This is a genomic window from Pseudonocardia sp. OZ21 (genome assembly GCF_059359135.1).
Window position 1 is genome coordinate 130,517 of record NZ_JCADBN010000013.1, and the last position, 21,204, is coordinate 151,720.

The 21,204-nt window shown below is 69.8% G+C and carries 19 protein-coding genes and 1 pseudogene; 13 read left to right on the forward strand and 7 right to left on the reverse strand.

Annotated features, from left to right (window positions below):
- Positions 1-102 precede the first annotated feature (102 nt).
- Complete coding sequence (gene sigJ / locus AC5L35_RS26995; RefSeq protein ID WP_495062511.1) at positions 103-990, reverse strand: RNA polymerase sigma factor SigJ; 888 nt, start codon at positions 988-990, stop codon at positions 103-105.
- A gap of 86 nt (positions 991-1,076) precedes the next feature.
- Between sigJ and AC5L35_RS27000 the strand changes: the two genes are divergently transcribed.
- Positions 1,077-1,907, forward strand: coding sequence for an NAD-dependent epimerase/dehydratase family protein (locus AC5L35_RS27000; RefSeq protein ID WP_495062512.1), 831 nt, complete (start codon positions 1,077-1,079; stop codon positions 1,905-1,907).
- 148 nt (positions 1,908-2,055) lie between these two features.
- Positions 2,056-2,475, forward strand: coding sequence for a cupin domain-containing protein (locus AC5L35_RS27005; protein WP_495062513.1), 420 nt, complete (start codon positions 2,056-2,058; stop codon positions 2,473-2,475).
- A 62-nt stretch (positions 2,476-2,537) separates the two neighbouring features.
- On the opposite strand, the gene AC5L35_RS27010 is transcribed toward AC5L35_RS27005, so the two are convergent.
- A complete protein-coding gene (locus tag AC5L35_RS27010; protein WP_495062514.1) occupies positions 2,538-2,873 on the reverse strand; it encodes a hypothetical protein in 336 nt (111 codons plus the stop codon).
- Positions 2,874-3,110: 237 nt separating this feature from the next.
- Between AC5L35_RS27010 and AC5L35_RS27015 the strand changes: the two are divergent.
- The 7 genes and pseudogenes from AC5L35_RS27015 to AC5L35_RS27045 all read left to right on the forward strand — a co-directional run.
- Positions 3,111-3,269 (forward strand): annotated as a pseudogene (locus AC5L35_RS27015) (LacI family DNA-binding transcriptional regulator); the annotation flags it as partial.
- A 48-nt stretch (positions 3,270-3,317) separates the two neighbouring features.
- Entirely contained in the window at positions 3,318-4,133 is an 816-nt protein-coding gene (locus tag AC5L35_RS27020) for a LacI family DNA-binding transcriptional regulator (RefSeq protein WP_495062593.1), read from the forward strand.
- A gap of 127 nt (positions 4,134-4,260) precedes the next feature.
- The gene (locus AC5L35_RS27025) at positions 4,261-4,614 is read left to right on the forward strand and encodes a YciI family protein (RefSeq protein ID WP_495062515.1); all 354 of its coding nucleotides are present in this window, start codon (positions 4,261-4,263) and stop codon (positions 4,612-4,614) included.
- Positions 4,615-4,630: 16 nt separating this feature from the next.
- Positions 4,631-5,374 carry an MBL fold metallo-hydrolase gene (locus tag AC5L35_RS27030; RefSeq protein ID WP_495062516.1) on the forward strand — a complete coding sequence of 248 codons (744 nt, stop codon included), beginning with the start codon at positions 4,631-4,633 and terminating at the stop codon, positions 5,372-5,374.
- A gap of 31 nt (positions 5,375-5,405) precedes the next feature.
- A complete protein-coding gene (locus AC5L35_RS27035; protein WP_495062517.1) occupies positions 5,406-6,707 on the forward strand; it encodes an MFS transporter in 1,302 nt (433 codons plus the stop codon).
- Between the two features lie 29 nt (positions 6,708-6,736).
- A complete protein-coding gene (locus tag AC5L35_RS27040) occupies positions 6,737-7,855 on the forward strand; it encodes a mandelate racemase/muconate lactonizing enzyme family protein (RefSeq protein WP_495062518.1) in 1,119 nt (372 codons plus the stop codon).
- Positions 7,856-7,917: 62 nt separating this feature from the next.
- Complete coding sequence (locus tag AC5L35_RS27045) at positions 7,918-9,171, forward strand: MFS transporter (protein WP_495062519.1); 1,254 nt, start codon at positions 7,918-7,920, stop codon at positions 9,169-9,171.
- Between the two features lie 129 nt (positions 9,172-9,300).
- Here the strand turns inward: AC5L35_RS27045 and AC5L35_RS27050 are convergent, their stop codons facing one another.
- Genes AC5L35_RS27050 through AC5L35_RS27060 form a run of 3 tightly spaced genes read right to left on the reverse strand, consistent with a single transcriptional unit; the run spans position 9,301 to position 12,793 of the window.
- Positions 9,301-10,293 carry an ABC transporter permease subunit gene (locus AC5L35_RS27050; protein ID WP_495062520.1) on the reverse strand — a complete coding sequence of 331 codons (993 nt, stop codon included), beginning with the start codon at positions 10,291-10,293 and terminating at the stop codon, positions 9,301-9,303.
- Positions 10,290-11,822: a sugar ABC transporter ATP-binding protein gene (locus AC5L35_RS27055; RefSeq protein ID WP_495062521.1), complete on the reverse strand. Its 1,533-nt coding sequence runs from the start codon at positions 11,820-11,822 to the stop codon at positions 10,290-10,292. Before AC5L35_RS27055 ends, AC5L35_RS27050 begins: the two co-directional genes overlap by 4 nt.
- A 5-nt stretch (positions 11,823-11,827) precedes the next feature.
- Positions 11,828-12,793 carry an ABC transporter substrate-binding protein gene (locus tag AC5L35_RS27060; RefSeq protein ID WP_495062522.1) on the reverse strand — a complete coding sequence of 322 codons (966 nt, stop codon included), beginning with the start codon at positions 12,791-12,793 and terminating at the stop codon, positions 11,828-11,830.
- Between the two features lie 1,296 nt (positions 12,794-14,089).
- Between AC5L35_RS27060 and AC5L35_RS27065 the strand changes: the two genes are divergently transcribed.
- The 3 genes from AC5L35_RS27065 (at position 14,090) to AC5L35_RS27075 (ending at position 17,215) form a co-directional block, all read left to right on the forward strand.
- Positions 14,090-15,412 (forward strand): extracellular solute-binding protein, encoded by a 1,323-nt coding sequence (locus AC5L35_RS27065; protein WP_495062523.1) that lies wholly within the window; start codon positions 14,090-14,092, stop codon positions 15,410-15,412.
- A complete protein-coding gene (locus AC5L35_RS27070) occupies positions 15,409-16,302 on the forward strand; it encodes a carbohydrate ABC transporter permease (protein WP_495062524.1) in 894 nt (297 codons plus the stop codon). The genes AC5L35_RS27065 and AC5L35_RS27070 overlap by 4 nt, the downstream gene beginning before the upstream one ends.
- 91 nt (positions 16,303-16,393) lie before the next feature.
- Positions 16,394-17,215: a carbohydrate ABC transporter permease gene (locus AC5L35_RS27075; protein WP_495062594.1), complete on the forward strand. Its 822-nt coding sequence runs from the start codon at positions 16,394-16,396 to the stop codon at positions 17,213-17,215.
- An 80-nt stretch (positions 17,216-17,295) separates the two neighbouring features.
- Here AC5L35_RS27075 and AC5L35_RS27080 read toward each other — a convergent pair whose 3' ends face one another.
- The gene (locus AC5L35_RS27080; RefSeq protein ID WP_495062525.1) at positions 17,296-18,453 is read right to left on the reverse strand and encodes a mandelate racemase/muconate lactonizing enzyme family protein; all 1,158 of its coding nucleotides are present in this window, start codon (positions 18,451-18,453) and stop codon (positions 17,296-17,298) included.
- A gap of 317 nt (positions 18,454-18,770) precedes the next feature.
- Entirely contained in the window at positions 18,771-19,829 is a 1,059-nt protein-coding gene (locus AC5L35_RS27085) for a LacI family DNA-binding transcriptional regulator (protein WP_495062526.1), read from the reverse strand.
- A gap of 40 nt (positions 19,830-19,869) precedes the next feature.
- Here AC5L35_RS27085 and AC5L35_RS27090 point away from each other — a divergent pair, with 40 nt between their 5' ends.
- Positions 19,870-21,171 (forward strand): extracellular solute-binding protein, encoded by a 1,302-nt coding sequence (locus AC5L35_RS27090; RefSeq protein WP_495062527.1) that lies wholly within the window; start codon positions 19,870-19,872, stop codon positions 21,169-21,171.
- Positions 21,172-21,204 lie beyond the last annotated feature (33 nt).

Consider the following 21,204-nt stretch of genomic DNA (forward strand, 5'->3'; position numbering starts at 1 on the left):
TAGTCGGCCTCGGACTGGGCGATGCCTGCTTGCTGGGTCATGGAGTCCTTCTCCCTCAGGGGCCTTGCCGGAAGGACGACGCAGCTGCGGATTTCGTCAGGCTCAGTTCCAGAGCGTCAGCTTTTCCGGGTTGACGACCATGCGGACGTCCGTCACCCGGCCCCCGGTGACGTCCATCGTCACGACGGCGGTCACCCGGCCCTCGATCCACAGGGCGAAACCGAGACCGTCCGGCGTCTCCTGGTCGAGGACCTCGGCTGTCGGGTTCTTCTCCAGCACGCCGAGGAGGAACCGGGCCACCTTGTCGGCGCTTCGGACCGGATTGCGGGCTGCGGTCACGATGCCACCACCGTCGGAGCGGAGGACCACGTCCGGATCCAGCACTGCGACGAGCCCGGCGAGATCACCGGCTCGCGCGGCCGCGGCGAACGCGCGCACTGCAGCGTCGTGCGCTGCGCGAGGGACCGGGGCGTCCCGAGCGCCGTGCACTCGCTGCCGTGCAGAGCTGGCGAGCTGGCGACACGCCGCAGGCGTGCGCCCCACGACCTCGGCGATCTCGCTGAACGTCACCGCAAAAACGTCGTGCAGCACGAACGCGACCCGCTCGGCCGGGGTCATGGACTCCAGCACCACGAGCAGGGCCATGCTGACCGAGTCGTCCAGGGTGACCCGGTCCGCCGGGTCGTCCACCGCCGGATCGGTGAACGCGAGAACGGGCACCGGTTCGGGCAACCACGGGCCGACGTAGCGCTCCCGCCGCACCCGGGCCGAGCCCAGCACGTCGAGGCACACGCGGCTCGCGACCCGGGTGAGCCAGGCACGCGGAACCTCCACGGCGTCACGCTGGGCCTGGCTCATCCGGTACCAGCGGATGTAGGTCTCCTGGACGGCGTCCTCCGCCTCGGCAACGGTGCCCAGCATGCGGAACGCCAGCGACAGCAGGTACCTCCGCTCACCGATCACCTCGGCGTCAATCTCCTGGTCAGTCATGTGATCACCCCTTTTACACTACGACGGAACAGGGTGCCGGATCGTCAGGCGCCTCACATTCTCGTCGGCTGCATCGTCAATAGGGCATGCGAATCTTCCTAGCCGGAGGAACCGGCGTGATCGGAAGCCGGCTCATTCCCGCGCTGGTCGCCGCGGGCCACGAGGTAACAGCGACGACACGGCGCGAGGACCGGCTCGCGCGACTGAACGATCTCGGGGCCCGCGGCGTCGTTTTCGACGTCTACGACGCGGAGCAGGTCGCCGCCGCGGTCGCCGATGCGGCACCCGAACTCGTCATGCACCAGCTCACGGACCTGAGCGAGAACGACCGGGAGGCCAATGCCCGGCTCCGCCGTGACGGCACGGCGAACCTCGTCGCGGCGGCCGAGGCTGCGGGTGTCGAGCGGATGAGTGTTCAGAGCATCACGTGGGCCTACTCCGACGGCGACGCGCCTGCCACCGAAGAGGAGCCCCTCATCCCGGGCCACCCCGTCGCCGTCATGGAGGATCTGGTGCAGCGCCTCAAGCACGCAACCATCCTGCGCTACGGCATGCTCTACGGCCCCGGGACCTGGTACGCGCCCGGCGGGCAGATCGCGGCCGCGGTGACCGCTGGGCGGTATCCCGCGACCGCCACGATCACCTCGTTCGTGCACATCGACGACGCGGTGGCGGCCGCGGCGCAGTCCGTCGGCTGGCCCGACGGCATCTACAACATCGTCGACGACGAGCCCGCCCCCGCGACCGAGTGGCTGCCGATCTACGCGGCCGGCATCAGCGCACCCGCCCCGCAGACGGTGCCGCTGCCGCAGGGTGCCGCCGTCGGCCGTGCCGTCTCCAATGCGAAGGCCTGGGCGGCGGGCTGGACGCCCGCCCACCCGACGTGGCGCGAGGCCTTCACACGGCTGCGCGGGTGACCTCACCCGTGGCCCCGTCAGCCCCCAACCCGTAGGTGACCAGGCCGACCGAGGCCATCGAGGCCGCCCCTGACACCGCGCACGCGGCGCGGTCCCGGTGCTGCGACACCGCAGCACGAATCGAAGTGAAAGGCAGGAAGCACAACACATGATGGAGATCAACGGCACCAAGGTCGACGTCCTGGACCAGCACCCCATGACGGAGCTGCCCGCAGACGGTCATCTGATGACCGTGACCGTCTCGATCCCGCCGAACAACCCGGGAACCCCGGCCCACCGTCACTCCGGCCCCGTCTACGGGTACATGCTCGAAGGCGAGATGCTCTTCGAACTCGAAGGTGACGCTCCGGTTCTCATGCGGCCCGGCGACGCCATCTGGGAACCCGGTGGCGATCGGATCCACTACCAGGCTGCGAACCCGGGTGACACCTGGGTCAAGTTCGTTGTCGTCATGGTCTGTAAAACCGGCGAGGAGATGCTGACCTTCGTCGAGCCCGAGGAGCTGGAGGCGCGCAAGCACCTCCGCCACTCCGGCCCGGTGGTCGACCCGCGCGCCGCGAAGGCGTAGGACCTCTCGCAACTCCGGTGGGCCGGAGGGGCCTTCACACGCTCCGCCCGGCCCGCCGGCCGTCACAATCGGCGCTTGGCCGCATGCTCATCGTCGTCCTTCACGGTCCCGGGCGACGTCGTCGTCGATGTACTCGTCGCCGGCGAAGTAGAGCCTCGCACCTCGACATGCTCAGGAGCGCTCTCGGTCCGAGCGACAAGTGTGCGGTAGAGCGTGGTGTGGGCCCATGACACCACCGGCCAGCCGCCTTCCGGGGCCTGCCCCTTGGGGGTGAGCAACGAGGCGCTGACCTCAATGCTCTCGCCCGCCAGGGACGTCGACCGGTAGGTGATCCGGTCGGCGCGTCCGGCCTCCGAAGCCAACACGGGATCGAGGTTGTTGATCGCAGCGGCCGTCACGAGGGCTCCGGCGTCACCGCGCACGGCGGTGGACCGTGTCTGTCCCGAGTGCTGGCCGCCTCGGAGTTACCCGTGCGAGCCCGGACCAGTTTGCAAGTGTCAACAGCGCCCCGCACAACGAACGCGCCAGCGCCTTCCCGACCTGGCTTCACACCTGCAACCAACGGCCGCGGCCACACCGCACTCGGGACCCACCGTTCGCTTGCCCCGGGACTAACGTTGTGTCAACGTTAACATATGGCAACGTTAACCGGCGGTGTCGCGGGCGCCACCGTGAAGACGGTCGCCGCTCACGCAGGAGTGAGCGCACAGACGGTGTCACGTGTCCTGCGGGGCACCGGCTACGTGAGCGCGGAGACCAGAGCGAAGGTCCTTGCGGCCGTCCATGCGGTTGGCTACCGCCCCAACGCGGTGGGCCGAAGCCTCCGCGCGACCAGGACGCCGATGGTCGGCCTTCTGATCACCGACATCACCAACCCCTTCTACGCCACGCTGCACAAGTCGATCGAGACCGTCTTTCGCGGTCGCGGCCTGACGCTGATGCTGCTCAACTCCGATGACGACCCCGCCACCGAGCGGCAGCAGCTGGAACTCCTGACCTCGTATCGGCCCAGCGGACTGCTCGTCGCGCCTGCCGTCCACAGCACGCTGACCACCGAAGACCTGACCGGTCTGGGCGGCTCCGTGCTCGTGAGCCGCACGCTCCCCGAGCTCGAGGTCCCCTCGGTCGTCACCAACGAGCACGAGGCGATGAGGGACGCCACCCGTGCGCTCCTCGACGCCGGCCACCGCCGGATCGTGGCGGTCCTCGGGCCCGAGGCGGCCTCCACCACGAAGCGGCGGGAGTTGGGCCACCGCGAGGCGATGCGCGCCGCCGGCGGCGAACCGCTCGTCCACTACACGGACCAGACCGGTCCCGGTGCCCGCGCGGCGTTCACCGAGGCGCTCCGCGCCCACCCCGACATCACGGCCGCCATCGGCTTCAACGGCCCCGTAACCGAGGGGATCCTCGCCGGGATGCGGGACGAAGGCCGCACCTGTCCGCAGGACCTGTCCGTCGTCGGATTCACCGATGCGCCCTGGATGGCGTTCTACCCGCCCCCCATCACCGTCGTCCGGCAGCCGGTCGAGGCCATGGGGAGGCTCGCGGCCGAGCTGGTGCTCGATCTCGTCGATGGCAAGCCGGTGGCCGCTGAACCGCACGTCGTCCCCAGTCAGCTGCTGCATCGCCAGTCCGTAGTTGCGCCACCCGCTCGCTGAGCTGCATGAACGCCGCCAACAGACCGCCCGGTTCCTGTCGTGGCACGAACCGGGCGGCCCACCGGTCCTGCTGCCGCGCTGGTAGCACGCACCCCGTCCTCCTGCTCGCACGATCGTGAGGTCCTCGTTGTTTCTCCTGCTTCCCACGTACCGCGCTCCACTCAGCGAGGTCGACGCCATGCAGGCGGGGCACCGCGCGTGGATCGACGAACACTGCGCGGCCGGGCGGTTCCTCGTCGCCGGCAGGCGTGTGCCGCGCGTGGGCGGGTTCATCCTCGCCGCGGACGGTGACCGCACCGAGATCGAACGGATCGCGGCGGCCGACCCGTTCGTCACCGCGGGCCTCGCGCACTACGAGGTGCTGGAGGTCCGACCCACCGCCGGCGTGCCCGCGGTCCTGCGCACGCTCGCCGAGCACGGCGTCGACGCCAGCGCGCCGTCCGGGACCCCAGCAGGCAAAGCAGAACCGACGACCCCCTGACGCGAGGAGGCACGCGATGTACGAGCTGGACATCCTGTTCCAGGGTTTTCCCGGACGCAGCACATGCCACGGCGGCCTGGGCTGGAGCACGGTCGCCCTGCTACGGGGACACGGGGAGACAGTGCTCGTCGATACCGGCGGCTACGGGTACCGGGCACCGCTGCTGGCGCAGCTCGAGGAGCGCGGTATCCGGAGGTCGGATGTCACCGCTGTCGTCCTCACCCACTGCCACTGGGACCACATCTGCAACTTCACATTGTTCCCCGAGGCCCGCGTCGTCGTCCCGCGCCCGGACCTGGCGTGGGCCGCGGCCCAGCCGATCGGCACCTGGGAACTACCCGAGTTCCACGTCGAATGGCTCGCGGCCACCGACCACGTGCTCCGGGTCGAGGACGGCGGCGAGCCGCTCCCGCAGGTGCACGCCGTCGCGACGCCGGGCCACACGCCCGGCCACTTCGCGTACCACGTCGCCACGTCGGACGGTCCGGTGCTGTTCACCGGCGACGCCGTCAAGAACGAGTACGAGCTCATGACCGGTGACACGGACATGACGCTCGATGCGGGCGAGAGTCGCCGGAGCATCGTGAAGGTCCGCGAGATGCTGAGTGCGGACCCGTCCCTGGTGCTCGTGCCCGGCCACGACCGCCTTCTCAGCTTGCGCGACGGCGAGGTCGTCGCCCACTCCGAGCTGCGGGCCGCCGTCCGTGCGTGGCTACCCGGCAAGGCAGAGCCGACGACCACGGTCGATCTCTGCGGCTGACCCCGCACCCAGCGAACGAAGAGGTTCACCCATGAAGACGTCCCGGCGCAGGTGGTTGGTCTACGGCCTGCTGTTCCTGCTGGTCGCGATCAACTACATGGACCGCTCCGCGCTGTCGGTGGCGGCCACCCCGATCTCCCAGGAGTTCGGGCTCACCCCCGGCCAGGTGGGCGTGCTGCTGTCCACGTTCCTGTGGACCTACCTGCTCTGTCTGATCCCGGCGGGGATCCTCACCGACCGGCTGGGCACTCGGTGGACCAACGCGATCAGCATCGCCGTGTGGTCCGCCGCCACCGTGCTCACCGGCGTCGTCAGAGGGTTCGGCACGCTCGTGGGTGCCCGGCTGCTGATGGGCGTCGGCGAGTCCACGACCTATCCCGCGGCCGGCCGGGTCGTCCAGGAATGGGCGCCCGCGGACGAGCGGGGCCGCGTCGTCGCCACCTACAACTCGGGGGCCTACGCCGGCCCGGCCCTGGGCTCCATCGTCGCCGCGGCCCTGGTGACCGCGTACGGCTGGCGCACGGCGTTCGGCGTGCTCGGCGGTCTCGGCTTCGTCTGGCTCGCAGCATGGCTCGTCTGGTTCCGTGACCCCGCGCAGGCGAAGTGGCTCGGCGCAGGCGAGCGGGAGAAGATCCTCTCCGAGCGCGGCCTTGCCCAGGAGTCTCCCCCGCCATCCGACGGCCCCCGCGTCGGCGTGCGCGAACTGCTGCGGCACCGCAGTATGTGGGGCGTCGCGCTGATCCAGTCGGCCGCCGTCTACACCCAGTACATGTTCCTCACCTGGCTGCCCGGATACCTGGAGCAGGCACGCGGGCTGTCGGTGCTGCGGTCCGGAGCGTTCACCGCGATCCCCTACGTCGTGGCAATGGTGCTCGGGATCGCGCTCGGCGTGGTCGTCGACCGCATGATGAACACGGAGGCGCGGGCCACCGGACGGCGCAGGCTCGTGGTTGCCGGCTTCCTCCTGGTCTCCTCCGTCGTGCTCCTCACGCCGTTCGTCAGCTCGTTGGCGGTGCTGCTCGTGCTGATCAGCGTCTCCCTGACGTGCGTGTCCAGCGCGGTGTCGATGAACCTCGCGTTGCTGGCCGACCTGCTGCGCTCGCCCCGGCTCGCCGGCCGGGCCAACAGCATCGCCATGGTCGGCGGCAACGTCTTCGGCCTCGCCGCGCCGATCGTCACCGGATACGTCGTGCAGATCACCCACAGCTACACGGCGGCGTTCATCGTCGCCGGAGTCTTCCTCCTGCTGGGCACCACGGTCGCGTTGACCATGACCCGCGCCCCCATCGGCCGCGCCGACCCCGCGCCGACACTGACGGTCGCGACCGCCTGAGCCTCGCGTCGAACCGAGAAGGGACCCGCATGAAGATCACCGCCGTCGTCCCGCACGTCGTGGTCCAGCGCCTGGACCAGCCGTTCGGGATGTCGCAGTGGCTCTGGGACGTCCGGGCCAGTTGCCTGGTCGAGGTCGTCACCGATGAGGGCGTCACCGGATGGGGTGAGTGCTTCGGACCGGCCGAGGCGAACCGCGCGCTGATCGAGTCCGTCTACGCGCCGCTGCTCATCGGGCGCGACGCGGGCGAGCAGGTCGCGCTGTGGGAGACGATGTACAACCGCAACCGCGAATGGGGGCGCAAGGGCGTCTCGATCGCGGCGATCTCCGGGCTGGAGATCGCGCTCTGGGACATCGCCGGGAAACTCGCCGGCATGCCGGTGTACCGCCTGCTGGGCGGATCGGCACCCGCCGCCTTCTCCGCGTACGCCTCCGCCTTCTACTACGCCGGCCCGTGGAACGGCGACCTCGAAGGCGAGGCAGCGCACCTGCTCGCCGAGGGCTACACCGCGTTCAAGATGAAGGTCGGCGGTCGACCCGTCGACGAGGATGTCCGGCGGGTTCGCCGGGTCCGCGCCGCCCTCGGCCCGGACGTGCGGCTCGCGGTGGACGCCAACCGCGGTTTCACCGCCACGGAGGCGATCCGGTTCGGCCGGGCGCTCGCCGAGGATGACCTCTGGTTCTTCGAGGAGCCGGTGCTGCCAGAGGATCTCGGCGCCTACGCCGACGTCCGCGCCGCGCTCGACGTCCCGATCGCCGGCGGCGAGTCCGAGTACACCCGCTGGGGCTTCCGCGACTTCCTCGCCCGCCGGCCCGTCGACATCCTCCAGCCCGACGCGACGGCCTGCGGGGGCATCCGCGAGACGCTGCTCATCGCGGGCATGGCCAGCGCGCACGGAATCCCGACCATGCCGCACGTGTGGGGCTCGTCGATCACGGTGGCCGCGGGGATGCACCTGATGACGGCCCTCCCCACTGCCGTCCCGTCGATGGCACGCGAACGCCCGCACCTGGAGCTCGACCAAGCCCCCAACGTCTTCCGCGACGAGCTGTCCGACCTTGCCTGCGGGCCCGCCATGACCGTGCCCGAGGGCCCGGGCCTCGGTATCGAGATCGACCGCTCCGTGATCGAGCGGCACCGGCCGTGACCACACGTCCCGTCCCTCCCGCTCCCCCATCACCCGTCACCCGAGCCGCAGAGGAGCGCGCCGTGGGATCGTCCAAGTGGTGGCGCATCGGCGCCATCCTCATGTTCGGGCTGTTCGTGGCCTATCTCGACCGGTCCAACCTGTCGATTGCCCTGCCGGAGCTGTCCCAGGACATGGGCTTCGCAGGACCGTCGTTCGCCGACACGTCCAGCTGGGTGCTTACGGCATTCCTGTTCGGCTACCTCGCCGCCAACCTGCTGGGCGGCTTCCTCACCTACCGGATCGACCCGAAGCTCACTCTGGTCGTCACGGTCGCGGTGTTCTCGACGTGCACGTTGCTCGCCGGGTTCGTCGACTCGATCGGGCTGTTGATCGCGCTGCGCGTCGTCCTCGGATTCGCCGAGGGGATCTACTGGCCCCAGCAGTTCCGCGTGGCCAAGGCGTGGTTCACCGAGCGCGAGATGAGTAAGGGCAGCGCGATCATCCAGTACTACGGCCAGTACACCGCGCTGGCGCTCGGCTTCTTCCTGCTCACCCCGCTCTACGACGCGCTGGGGTGGCGCCCCCTGTTCTGGATCACCGGCCTGGCCGGCCTCGGGCTCGTGGTCCCGCTCTACGTCGCCTTCCTGCGGTCGGCGCCCGCGGGGGCCGCTCCCGCGGTGCCCCCACGAGAACCGGGCACCAGCAGGCACATCCGCTACTCCGACTTCGGTGGTCGGCGTTTCCTGCTGCTGGTGTTCAGCTACTTCGCGAACGGGATGCTTTTCTGGGGCATCACACTGTGGATCCCGCTGGTCATCGAGTCGCTCGGATTCACCGGCGGCAGCCGGGGCCTGCTCGCGGCCCTGCCGTACGTGCTCTCGCTCGTCCTGACCGTCCCGATGATGGCGATCAGCGACCGCACCGGGAAGCGCGTGATCATCGCCTCGTCCGGGCTGCTCGTGGGAGGCGCGTTCGTCGGCCTCCTGCCGCTTGTCGGCAGTCCTGTCGCCACCCTGCTGATGATCTGCGTCGGCATGGGCTACTTCACCGCGACATACACGTCGAACCTGTGGGCGATCGCGGTGACCGACCTGCCCCCGCATCTCGTCGGCCCAGCCACGGGGATCATCAACGGCATCGGCGCGGGCGGCGGCGGCATCGTCGCCGGGTTCGTTGTCGGGCAGTTGCGCGCGGCGACGGGCTCGTACCTGCCAGGCTTCGTCGCGCTCGGCGTGGTGGCGATCCTCGGCGGGCTGGCGCTGCTCCTCTACGGGCGGGCGCGCTCGAACCCAGCGGCCCCGCCGACCGGCGCCGCGGTGGCCCAGGCAGCATGACCACGACGAGCAATCCGTCGCCCGGACGCTGCGGGACCCGGCGGACATGGCCCTCAGCAAGCCCTGTCATACCTGGTCACGGGGCACCTTCTTCTGTCCCGCTGATCGCCTGCGCCGCTCCGCTGCGTCCTAGCGGCGCCAGTTCTTCAGGCTGTCCAGGGCGACGGCGACGATGATCACTGCGCCCTTGATGATGAGCTGGGTGAAGAACGGCACGTTCATCAGGACGAGCCCGTTGCTGAGGACGCCGATGATGAGCGCGCCCACGAACGTGCCGTGGATCCGGCCGCGGCCGCCGAAGAGCGAGGTGCCGCCGAGGACGACCGCGGCGATCGCGTCGAGCTCGTAGCCCTCGCCTGCGCGGGGTTGGCCGGACTCGACGCGGGCAGCGAACATGACGCCGGCGAGGCCGGCCGTGAGCCCGGCGAGCAGGTAGACCTTGAGCAGCACGCGCTTGACCTTGATGCCCGCGAGGCGAGCGGCCTCGACGTTGCCGCCCACGGCGTAGACGTGCCGGCCGAACGTGGTGCGTTCGAGGATGAACCACACGGCCAGGTAGGTGATCACCATGACCACCACCGGCGAGGGGATCGCGGCGATGTTGCCGTTGCCGAGGAGGCGGAAGCCCAGCTGGCCCTCGGCGATCAACGGCTGGCCGTCGGTGAGGGCGTAGGCGGTGCCGCGCAGGTAGGTGAGCGCCCCGAGCGTCACGATGAACGCGGGCAGCGCGAGGTAGGCCACGAGCAGGCCGTTGAGCATCCCGGCTGCTGCACCGACCAGGATCCCGCCGAGCACGGCGACGAGGGCGGGCGTGCCGCCGTTCCACAGCAGCACGGACGTCACCCCGGCAACGCCGATGATCGACCCGACCGACAGGTCGATGCCGCCGGTGAGGATCACGAGCGTCATGCCGGCGGCCAGCACCGCGTTGATCGAGACGGCGCGGGCGACGTTGAAGCCGTTGCTGAGACTCCAGAAGTTGGGCGCGATCACCGCCATGAGGGCGACCATTGCGAGCAGCACGATGATGATGCCGTAGCGGTCCCATACCTGACCGAAGCTGGGCCGGGTGCGCCCGGACTTCTCGAGCGCGGACGTGCCCGTCGGGACGGTCCGGGTCATGCGGGGGTGCCTCCGTTCTGGTCGCTGCTCGCCTCTGTGTCGGACCCGGCCACCCCGGTGGCGTGCAGCATCACGGCCTCCTCGGTGGCCTCCGACCGGTCGAGCTCGGCGACTATCCGGCCGCCGCGCACCACCAGCACCCGGTCGCTGATGCCGAGCGCCTCGGGAAGGTCGGAGGAGACCACGAGCACGGCGACGCCGTGCCCGACCTGCTCATTGATGATCCGGTAGATCTCGTACTTGGCGCCGATGTCGACGCCGCGGGTGGGCTCGTCGAGGATCAGTACGCGCGGGCCGACGGTGAGCCAGCGGCCGAGCACCACCTTCTGCTGGTTGCCGCCGGACAGGTGCCCCACGTCCTGCCACGGCGCGGTGCGGATGCGCAGGGCGTCCATCTGGTGGCGGGCGGCGCCCCCGATGGCGCGGCGGCGCAGGACCCCGAGCCGGGAGAGCCCGCCGAGCGCGGAGACCACGAGGTTGTCGCGGATCGACATCAGCGGGAACAGCGCCTGTTCCTTGCGGCTCTCCGGGAGCAGCCCGATGCCGTCGCGGATGCTGGTGGCGGGAGAGCGGTTGTCCAGGAGCGTGCCGTCCAGCTCGACGGTGCCGCCCCGGGCGCGGTCGGCGCCGTAGATCATCCGGGCGATCTCGGTGCGGCCCGCGCCGATCAGGCCGACCATCCCTACCACCTCGCCGGCCCGTAGCTGCAGGTCGACGGGCCCGATCCCGGCGCCGTCGGTGAGGCCCTCGACGCGGAGCACGACCTCGCCGGGCGTGCGGTCGTCGTGGACGTAGAGCTCCTCGACGTTGCGCCCGATCATCTGGGTGACCACCCGCTCCGGAGTGATGTCGGCCTTCTCGCTGGTGCCGACCGAGCGGCCGTCGCGGAAAACGGTGACCCGGTCGGCGAGCTGCCAGACCTCCTCCATCCGGTGGCTGATGTAGACCAGCCCCATCCCGGCGGCCCGCATCTCGTCGATCAGGCTGAAGAGCTGCCGCGCCTCCCGGTCCGACAGCGCCGCGGTGGGCTCGTCGAGCACGAGGATCCGAGCGTCCTCGGCGAGGGCGCGGGCGATCTCGACCATCTGCTGGTGTCCGACGGACAGCCGGCGCATCGGCAGCCGGGGGTCGATATCGGCGCGGACGCGGGCCAGCTTGTCGGTGGCGTCGCGCAGCACCCGCCTGCGGTCGAGGCCGCCCCAGCGCGTGCGCGGTTCGGCGCCCAGCGCCAGGTTCTCGGCCACCGTCATGTCGGGGACGGTGTTGAGCTCCTGGTGGATGATCGCGATCCCGAGCGCGGCCGCCTCGATCGGGGACGAGACCGTGACCGGCTCCCCGTCGATCCGGATCGTGCCTGCGTCCGGGGCGTGGACACCCGCGAGCACCTTCATCAGCGTCGACTTGCCGGCGCCGTTCTCCCCCATGAGGGCGTGGACCTCACCGGCGCGCAGGTCGAAGTCGACGCCGCGTAGGGCGGGGACGCCACCGAAGGACTTGGTGACGCCCTTCATGACGACCAGGGCGGTCATCGGGCCTACTGCCAGCCCTTGTACTGCGCCAGGTTCTCCCGGGTGATCATCTCGGTGGGCACGAGCACGGACTGCTCCTCCAGGGCCTCGCCCGCGAACAGCTTCTGGGCCATCTCCAGCGCGATCGCGCCCTGGGTGTTGGGGTCCTGGGCCGCGGTCGCGCGGAACATCGAGTCGGGCTTCTGCAGCTCGGCCACCGCCTCCGGGGATGCGTCGACGCCGACGATCACCAGGCCACCAAGGCCGGCCTGCTGCGCGGCGAGGGTGGCACCCAACGCCGTCGGGTCGTTGATCCCGAATACGCCCTTCACGTCCGGGTGTGCGGTGAGCATGTCGGTGGCGATCGTCAACGCCTCCGCGCGCCCGTTGTCGCCGTTCTGCTCGGCGACGATCGTGATCTGCGGGTAGCCCTGCAGCGCCTGCTTGCAGCCGGTGACCCGGTCCTGCACCGACGAGATCGGCGTGCCGTTGATCAACAGTATGTTGCCTGCGCCGCCGATCTGGTCGGCCAGGTAGGTGCAGGCGAGGTTGCCGGCCGCGGTGTTGTCCAGGGTGACCTGCGCCTCGGCACCACGTGCGGCGACGTCGACCGCGACCACCTTGATCCCGGCCGCCTTGGCCCGCTCGACCGCTGGCCCGATACCGTCGGAGTCGACAGCGTTGATCAGCAGCACGTCGGTCTGCTGCTGGATGAACGCGTCGATCTGCTCGTTCTGGGCGCCGAGGTCCTGCCGCCCGTCCTGCACGTTGACGGTGGCGCCGATCTTCTCCGCCCCGGTCTGCACGCCGTTGGCCATCGACTGGAAGAACGGGTTGGACAGATCCTGGACCATCAGCCCGATGGTCTTGACGCCGGCGCCGGGCTCGCCGCCACGGTCGGTGCTGACTGGGTCGCCCTCGCTACAGGCGGTGGCCACCGTGCATGCCAGCACCAATCCGCTCGCCACCAGCAACCGCTGCCGCAGCCTCATCGCTCGTACCCCCTGCTCGCGCCGTTGCGAGAGGCGATGTTAACCCACACATCGGACAAGATCGACTGCTCGGAGCACGGCCACGAGCAGTCGATCTTGGGCTCCGTTGCCGCGTTCGAGTCGGCGATGCACATGAAGCGACGCCCGCGCCAGGCGGTGCCACCCACCCAGCAGGTGCCGTTGCGCCGCACGGCCGCGAGCACCGCGCCGATGCGATCGTCCGGGCGGACGCCGGTTCCCTCGCGGCAGAACGGACCGCGGTCCTCAGTTGGTCCCCGGAGCCGCGCGCTCCAGATCATTCGGAGTGCGAGTCGCAGCTATCCTGGCATCCACATTCCCGCAGGTAGAAATGCTGATGGGCGGCTCCCCCGACGAAAGGGAACCGCCCATCATGCCGTCGGGACGACAGGATCTGAACCTGCGACCCATTGACCCCCAGTACGGTCAACAGGTCGCGCTGACCTGAGAAAACAGAGAATTCGCTGCTTGGCGTGGTGCAGTACAACGCATCTCAGCGTCGCGCAGGCCAGTTCGGCGCAATGCCGCGCTCCACATTTGCTCCACCCATACCGGACAATGACGAAACCGACGCGATCCCCCCGGCCCACGACCGTCCTGACGTGGCATCTCCCCGTCTCTGCGGACGTATCCGGGTCGCGGCACAGTCTCTGCCTCCCACGCCGTGCGGCGGTAATGCCGAGCACGGCGAAACCGTTGGAGTGACGACCACAGCGATCATGTGAGGCACATCCTCGATGGCGGCGAGCGGGCCGCGCTCCTCGTCTCCGTCGCTTGCCAGATCCCGGCGGCGCTGCTCAACGACCTACGGTCGGCGGCCGGCCGTCTGGCAACGGCCGATCAGCGGTGCCGGCTGCTGCTCTCGGTCGCCCGCCGCCGCCCGCGCCCGGAGTGGACGCAGGACTGGCCAGTCGCCGAGCTCGCCGGTCTGGGCCGCTCCCAGGTCGGCGCCGTCCTGATCGCGGCGGCCATGCCGCCCAGGCCTGCCCTCGCCGGCGTGCCGGGGATGACAGCCAGGCCCAGACCACGCCGCCCACCGCGGACGAGCTTCCTGAGCCCCTGCGGGTCCTGCCCAGGCTGCCCGCAGGGGCTCGGCCTCGGCAACGGTCGTCGAGAATTTCGAGGAAAACTTGTCCGGAAGGTCGACTCTTGACGCTGTGATCGCGCTCTCACTATGGTCCGGTCCGCACATCGCTGTTTCGAAAGTTTCCGACACTGTCGTCCGACGGCCCCTCTCGAGAGGCCGGAACGAGGCGGCCCGCAGCAACGGAGATCAACGTGGATCAGAAGCGGGTTTCCCGACGTTCGTTCCTGGCTCTGGCGATGGCCGCACCGATCGGTGCGAGCGCGCTGGCCTCCTGCGGAACCACTGGCCCGGGCCAGGTTGCCGCTGGTGAGGCCAGCATCTGGTACCTCACCGGCCAGCCTCAGGAAGGCCTCCGCAAAGCCTCGGTCGACGCCTTCAACGCCGCGCACCCCGACGGTCAGCTCGCGGCCACGTTCTTCGAGAACGACGCGTACAAGACCCGGATCCGTACCGCGGTCGGCGCGAACCAGGCGCCCACGGTCATCTGGACGTGGGGCGGCGGTGGCCTGCGCGACTACGTGCGCAACGGCCAGGTGGACGATCTCACCGACTGGTTCGCCCAGAACCCCGAGGCCAAGTCGAAGCGCTTCGAGACCTCCTTCGACGCGGCGACGGTCGACGGGCGGATCTACGCGGTGCCGTGCGAGCAGGTGTCGCCGATCGTCATGTACTACAACAAGGAGCTGTTCGAGCGGGTCGGCGCACAGCCGCCCACCACGTGGGGCGAGCTCATGGCGCTCGTGCCGGTGTTCAACAACGCCGGTGTTGCGCCGTTCTCGCTCGCCGGGCAGTCCCGCTGGACCAACATGATGTGGCTGGAGTTCCTGTTCGACCGCCAGGGCGGCGCCGAGGTCTTCGACGCCATCGCGGCGGGCGAGCCGAACGCCTGGTCGAACCCGGCCGCGATCGCCGGCCTGACGAAGGTGCAGGACCTCGTCCGGGCCGGCGGGTTCGTCAACGGCTTCCAGTCGATCGCCGCCGACGCCAACGCCGACCAGGCGCTGCTGCACCAGGGCCGGGCCGCGATGATGCTGCACGGCGCCTGGACCTACGGCTCGATGAAGGAGGAGGGCGGCGACTTCGTCTCGAGCGGCAAGCTCGGCTGGACCCAGTTCCCGGCGATCGAGGGCGGCGCGGGTGACCCGAGCACCGGGGTCGGCAACCCGGCCTCGTTCCTGTCGCTGTCCTCCCAGGCCTCCGAGGAGCAGAAGGCCATCGCCCGGGACTACTTCGCCAACGGTCTGCTCACCGACGCCGACATCGACGGATGGGTCGCCAGCGGCGCCGTACCGATCGTCAACGGCGTCGACAGCAGGTTCTCCGGACCCGACGCGCAGTTCCAGAAGTTCGTCTACGACTCGGCCACCCAGGCGCAGTCGTGGGTGCACTCCTGGGATCAGGCGCTGCTGCCCGGCCCCGCCGACGTGATGCTCAACAACATCGAGCAGCTGTTCTCGCTGTCGATCACCCCGGAGCAGTTCGCCACCAACATGAACGCGGTCCCCTCCTCGTGACCAGCGGTTCGATCGGTGCCCGGCAGCACGGGTCGCTCACCTGGCTGGTGCTGCCGGCGCTGCTGTTCTTCACGGCGTTCGGGATCATCCCGCTCATCGGCGTTCTCGTACTGAGCTTCACCAGCTGGAACGGCATCGGCGAGATCACGCCCACCGGGTTCGACAACTGGGTGTCGGTGCTCGCCGACCCCGCCCTGGTGCACGCGCTCGGCGTCACGTTCCTGATCATGGCCCTGTCCTGGCTGGTACAGACCCCGATGAGCATCCTCGTGGGCGTGTTCCTCGCGGGCGGGCAGCGCTACCGCGCGGTGCTCGCGGTGCTGTACTTCACCCCTCTGCTGCTGAGCTCGGCGGCGATCGCGATCACGTACAAGGCGCTGCTGGACCCCAACTTCGGTCTCGGTGCCTCGCTCGGGGTCCCGTTGCTGGTGCAGAACTGGCTGGGCGACCCCGTGCTGGCGATCGCCACCGTGGTCTTCGTCATCTCCTGGCAGTTCATCCCGTTCCACTCGCTGATCTACCAGGGCGCGGTGCGCCAGATCCCTGCGTCGCTCTACGAGGCGGCCCGGATCGACGGCGCCGGGCGGGTGCGGCAGTTCTTCTCGATCACGCTGCCACAGCTGAAGTACACGTTGATCACGTCTTCGACACTGATCGTGGCGGGGTCGATGACGCTGTTCGACCTGATCTTCGTGCTCACCCTGGGGGGCCCGAGCGACGCCACCCGGGTGCTGGCGCTCGACATGTACCTGCGGGGGTTCCGCGGCAACATGATGGGCCCGGCGAGCGTGATCGCGCTGATCATCGTCGTGGTCGCGGTGCTGCTCGCAATGGGCATCCAGCGCGTTGGCGGCAAGGACGCGAACGAGAGCCGGATGGAAGGGGCCTGACGTGGCCGCACCGACCAGCGCCACCGCCGACACACGCCCGGCGGCGTCCGTCCCCGTTCCGCGGAAGGCGCAGCCGCCGCAACGGCGCTCCGTGACCGCGGAGCGGCCCAACTACCTCGCGGGCGTCGCGAGCTTCCTGCTGCTCGCGATCATCATCATCCCGATCTACTGGGTCGTCATCACGAGCTTCAAACCGCAGTCGGCCTACTACACGAGCAACCCGATGCTGCCCGCCGAGCCGACCCTGGAGAACTACCAGGCGGTGCTCGAGGCCGACTTCATGAGGTACTTCGCGAACTCCGTGATCGTGACCATCGGCGCGACGGTGCCCGCGGTGCTGGTCTCGTTCATGGCGGCGTTCGCGATCGTCCGCGGCGGCCGCGGCCGGTTCCTGCGGTTCACCAACACCGTCTTCCTGATGGGGCTGGCCTTCCCGCTGCAGGCCGTGATCATCCCGGTCTACCTGATCATCATCCGGCTGAGCCTCTACGACAGCCATCTCGCGCTGATCCTGCCCTCGATCGCGTTCGCCATCCCGCTGACGGTGCTGATCCTGGCCAACTTCATCCGTGACGTGCCGAACGAGCTGTTCGAGTCGATGCGGATGGACGGGGCCAGCGAGTGGGCCTCGATGTGGCGGCTGGCGTTCCCGCTGACCCGACCGGCACTCATCACGGTGTCGATCTACCAGGGCCTGCAGGTGTGGAACGCGTTCCTGCTGCCGCTCGTACTCACCCAGAGCTCCGAGCTGCGGGTGCTCCCGCTCGCGCTCTGGGCGTTCCAGGGCGAGTACGGGATCAACGTCCCCGCAGTGCTGGCGTCCGTCGTGCTCGCGACAATGCCGATCCTCGCGCTGTACGTGATCGGGCGGCGGCACCTGCAGGCCGGGATGACCGCCGGCTTCTCCAAGTGACGGACAATATGTGACGCCGGGTGCGGGGCAGCGCTGCTGACGATCAGGAGCGTCGGCCCCCGTCGTAGCCAACTCCCGGATCAGCCGTGGAACCCGTCCCGTGCGTTCGCGCGCATGTGGTCCGTGTCGAAGTCGAGCCCCAGCCCTGGTCCCGAGGGGAGTCTGAGCAGACCGCCGCTGTTGTCCAGAGGCGTGGTCAGGAACTGGTTGTAGCCGCTCAGGTCGTGCCTGCTCGACTCGATCCGGTAGAAGTTCGGCACCGTCGCCATCACGTGCCCGCCTGCCACGAGGTTGACCGGGCCCGCCGCGTCGTGCGGCGAGACCGGCACGTAGTAGGCCTCGGCCATCGTGGCGATCTTCTTCAGCTCCGAGATTCCGCCGGTCCAGGTCACGTCGGGCATGACGAAGTCGGCAAGCCCCTTCTCCAGGATCGGGACGAAGTCCCACCGGGTGTGCAGGCGTTCACCGACCGAGATCGGCACGCGCACACGCTCGCGCACCTGCTGGAGGGCATGGTAGCTCTCCGGCGGCACCGGCTCCTCGTACCAGTGGATGTCGCCGACCTCGTCCAGTGCCTGGCCCAGCCGGATCGCGGTGGGCACGTCGAACCGGCCGTGCGCATCGATGAGGAGTTCGACGTCGGGGCCGGCCGTCTCCCGGATGAGCGCGGTCAACTCCATGGCCTGCCGCTCCTCGGCGCGGCTCATCCCGCCCCCGAGGTAGCGGTCGTCGGCCAGCGGCACCCCGGGTTGGTGGGGGAACGGGTCGAACTTGATGCCGGTGTGGCCGGAGTCGACGATCGCGCGGATCTCCTCGACCACCCCCTCCCGGGTGCCGAACCGGCGCTGGTTCGGGTGCGTGTAGATCAGCAGGTGGTCCCGGACCCGGCCGCCGAGCAGGTCGAAGACCGGCAGGCCGAGGACCTTGCCGCGGATGTCCCACAGCGCGATGTCGATCGCGCTCGTGACGTTCGTGCCCGCTCCGCGGCTGCCCATGTAGGTGAAGGCCCGGAAGACCTTGTGCCAGGTGTCCTCGATACGCGCCGGGTCGTCGCCCGCGAGCAGGTCCTTCACCTGCCTGACCATTGCCGCGATGCCACGGTTGGCCGTGGGCGTGGTCGTGGTGATCTCGCCCCAGCCGCTGATCCCCTCGTCCGTGCGCACCTCCACGAACAGGTACTCGCCCCATCCCGTGCCATCGGACCCGACCAGCCACGGAACCACGTCGATGATCTTCATCCCACTCCTCACTCGGGGACACCTCAGGCTCGCCACACCGACACACACCGACACACACCGACACCGACACCGTCGCCGTCACAGCGACAGCGAGAGCGCGTCGGAACCGACGGCCCCGGGCGATCGACACGACCAGCAGGATGACGGAGGTGACGTTGCTGATCGCGGGGCCGTAACCGAGGTCGGGAAGGGCCGCCGAACCGAGCGTGCTGCCGGGCACTGATACTGCAGCAACATGATCGGTCCGTCGAGCCCGTTGATCAGCACCTGCGCTCGGTGCACCGGACGGCATCGGGACGCGGACCCGGCTGCCGCGCTCAGCTGCTCGCGCGCACCACCAGCCGGTGCGGTGTGGTGACACTGCGGGGCGGCAGGTCGGGCTCGGCCAGCCGCGAGATGATCATCCCCAGCGCCGACTCGACCACGAACGCGCGGTCGATCGCCACGGTGGTGAGCGCGGGGGTGGTGAAACGCGACTCGGGCACGTCGTCGACGCCGACGAGGGCGACGTCGTCCGGCACGCGGCGGCCGTGGCGGTGCAAGGCGCTCAAGGCGCCGATGGCGAGCACGTCGTTCGCAGCGAACACTGCGTCGACGTCCGGGTGCTCGGCGAGCAGGGCGTCGACGGCGTCGGAGCCGTCCTGGCGGTCCCACTCCGGCACGGTCCGGATCAGCGAGTGCTCCACCGGCAGGTCCGCCGCCCGGAGCGCTTGCGCGTAGCCGAGTATCCGCTGCTCCATCGCCGACTTCGCCCGATCCTGCTGGTGACCGATCACGGCGATCCGCCGACGCCCCGACACCGCCAGATGGGTCGTGGCGCTGCGGCCGATGGCGGTGCTGTCGATGTCGACGCGGTCGGCCTGCGCGCCCGCTCCGTGCTCGCCGAGCAGCACCATCGGGGTGTCGTGCCGGAGCGCGGCAAGCTCGGACGGGGGCATCGAGAGCGGACTGAAGATCAGCGCGTCGGCGAACCGGACGGGCGAGCCCGCGGCAACCTGGCGCTCGCGCTCGATGTTGCCGTCGGTCTGCTCGACCACGACCGTGAGCCCGTGCTCGCGCGCAGCGCTGACCAGTAGGGCGGCGAGGTCGGCGAAGTAGGGCATGTCGACGTGCGGGACGGCCAGTGCGATAGCGCCCGTGCGACCTTTGCGCAGCTGCCGGCCGACGGCCTGCGGGCGGTATCCGAGCTCCTCGACGTAGCGCTGGACGTGGGTGCGGGTCTCAGGGCGCACGTGGACGTAGTCGTTCACGACGTTGGAGACGGTCTTCGGTGATACGCCCGCGGCGACCGCGACGTCGCGCATCGTCACCGGTCGCCGTTGCGTCCCCACGGTTCCAGTCTCCCCTGCGGCGATGCTCTTGACAGCCAAGGGCACCCTGGAGAGGGTATTACCACGATGTAAAGGGGAGTGGTCAATGACGACGCACCGCCTCTCGCGCCGCACCCTGCTGCGCGCGACCGCCCTCGGCGCCGGCGCTGCCGTTCTGTCCTCGTGCGCGCGAGGCCCAGGAGGCGCCGTCGACCTGGCGTACTGGAACTTCTTCGGAGGCAGTGACGGCGAGCTCATGGTGGAGCTCGTCAACGACTTCCGGGCCGAAGCGCCCGGTGTCCGCGTCACCGACACCACGCTCGACTGGGGCCCGCCCTACTACACGAAGCTGGCGATGGCGTGCGCGGGCGGCCGGGCGCCCGACCTGGCCACGCTGCACGCCTCCCGGCTGGCGACGTTCGGGCGCGACCTGCTCGACGAGTGGGACCTGGACGAGCTCGCGGCCCGGGGCGTCAGCATCGAGGAGTTCCCGCAGCCCGTCCTGGACCGGGTGCTGGTCGACGGCCGGCTGAGGGCGTTGCCACTCGACACCCACCCGCTCGTCCTCTACTACAACACCGACATCTGCGAGCGGGCCGGACTGCTCGCCCCGGACGGCACGCTGGCGCCGATCACCAGCGCCGAGCAGATGCTCGACGCGGGCCGGCGCGCCGCCGAGGTCACCGGCTCCATCGGGATCTCGCTCGGCATCGGCGAGAGCTCCCACGTGTGGATGGTGTTCTGGTCGCTGTTCCGCCAGCTCGGCGGGCAGATGCTGCTGCCCGATGGCGGGCCGGCCGAGGTGGACCGGGACGCGGCAGTCCAGGCGATGACGTTCCTGCGGGACATGTGCGACGGGACGATCTGCTCGCCTACCCTCGACGGGCAGTCGGCGCCCGCGGCCTTCGCGAGCCAGCAGGCCGGGTTCCTGTTCGTCGGACCGTGGGAGGTGACCTCGGCCCGCGAGGCGGAGATCCCGTTCTCGATGACGCAGTTCCCCGCCTTGTTCGGGGATACGCCGTTCGTGCGGGCGGACAGCCACAGCTTCGTGCTGCCGACGCAGGCCAGCGTCGATCCCGCTGCCCGCGCGGCGGCGTACGACATGGCGGTGTCGATGTTGCGCAACAGCCTCGTCTGGGCGACGGGCGGCGGCCACATCCCGGCGCTGTCCGCGGTGGCGGCGAGTCCGGAGTACCGGGCGGAGCAGCCGATTTCGAACTACCGAGAGGCGGCGCAGGTGGTGGAGTTCGATCCCGAGACCTACTTCTCCGGATCCGGGTCGACGCTGATGTCGCGGGCCGGGCAGAGCCTGCAGGGGGTGGCGACCCGGGCGCTGACACCGGAGCAGGGCGCCGACGACCTGATCGGCTGGCTCGACGAGCAGATCACCTTCGGGAGCCCACTGTGAACGAGCGTCAGCGAGTGAACCATCGATACAGCG

Excerpts from the sequence above, each read along its gene's own strand:
- AC5L35_RS27030 (WP_495062516.1), top strand. The coding sequence starts at position 4,631 with ATGTACGAGCTGGACATCCTGTTCCAGGGTTTTCCCGGACGCAGCACA.
- AC5L35_RS27020 (WP_495062593.1), top strand. The coding sequence starts at position 3,318 with ATGGTCGGCCTTCTGATCACCGACATCACCAACCCCTTCTACGCCACG.
- AC5L35_RS27090 (WP_495062527.1), top strand. The coding sequence starts at position 19,870 with ATGACGACGCACCGCCTCTCGCGCCGCACCCTGCTGCGCGCGACCGCC.
- AC5L35_RS27060 (WP_495062522.1), bottom strand. The coding sequence starts at position 12,793 with ATGAGGCTGCGGCAGCGGTTGCTGGTGGCGAGCGGATTGGTGCTGGCA.
- AC5L35_RS27080 (WP_495062525.1), bottom strand. The coding sequence starts at position 18,453 with ATGAAGATCATCGACGTGGTTCCGTGGCTGGTCGGGTCCGATGGCACG.
- AC5L35_RS27055 (WP_495062521.1), bottom strand. The coding sequence starts at position 11,822 with ATGACCGCCCTGGTCGTCATGAAGGGCGTCACCAAGTCCTTCGGTGGC.
- AC5L35_RS27035 (WP_495062517.1), top strand. The coding sequence starts at position 5,406 with ATGAAGACGTCCCGGCGCAGGTGGTTGGTCTACGGCCTGCTGTTCCTG.
- AC5L35_RS27000 (WP_495062512.1), top strand. The coding sequence starts at position 1,077 with ATGCGAATCTTCCTAGCCGGAGGAACCGGCGTGATCGGAAGCCGGCTC.
- AC5L35_RS27005 (WP_495062513.1), top strand. The coding sequence starts at position 2,056 with ATGATGGAGATCAACGGCACCAAGGTCGACGTCCTGGACCAGCACCCC.
- AC5L35_RS27050 (WP_495062520.1), bottom strand. The coding sequence starts at position 10,293 with ATGACCCGGACCGTCCCGACGGGCACGTCCGCGCTCGAGAAGTCCGGG.
- sigJ (WP_495062511.1), bottom strand. The coding sequence starts at position 990 with ATGACTGACCAGGAGATTGACGCCGAGGTGATCGGTGAGCGGAGGTAC.
- AC5L35_RS27040 (WP_495062518.1), top strand. The coding sequence starts at position 6,737 with ATGAAGATCACCGCCGTCGTCCCGCACGTCGTGGTCCAGCGCCTGGAC.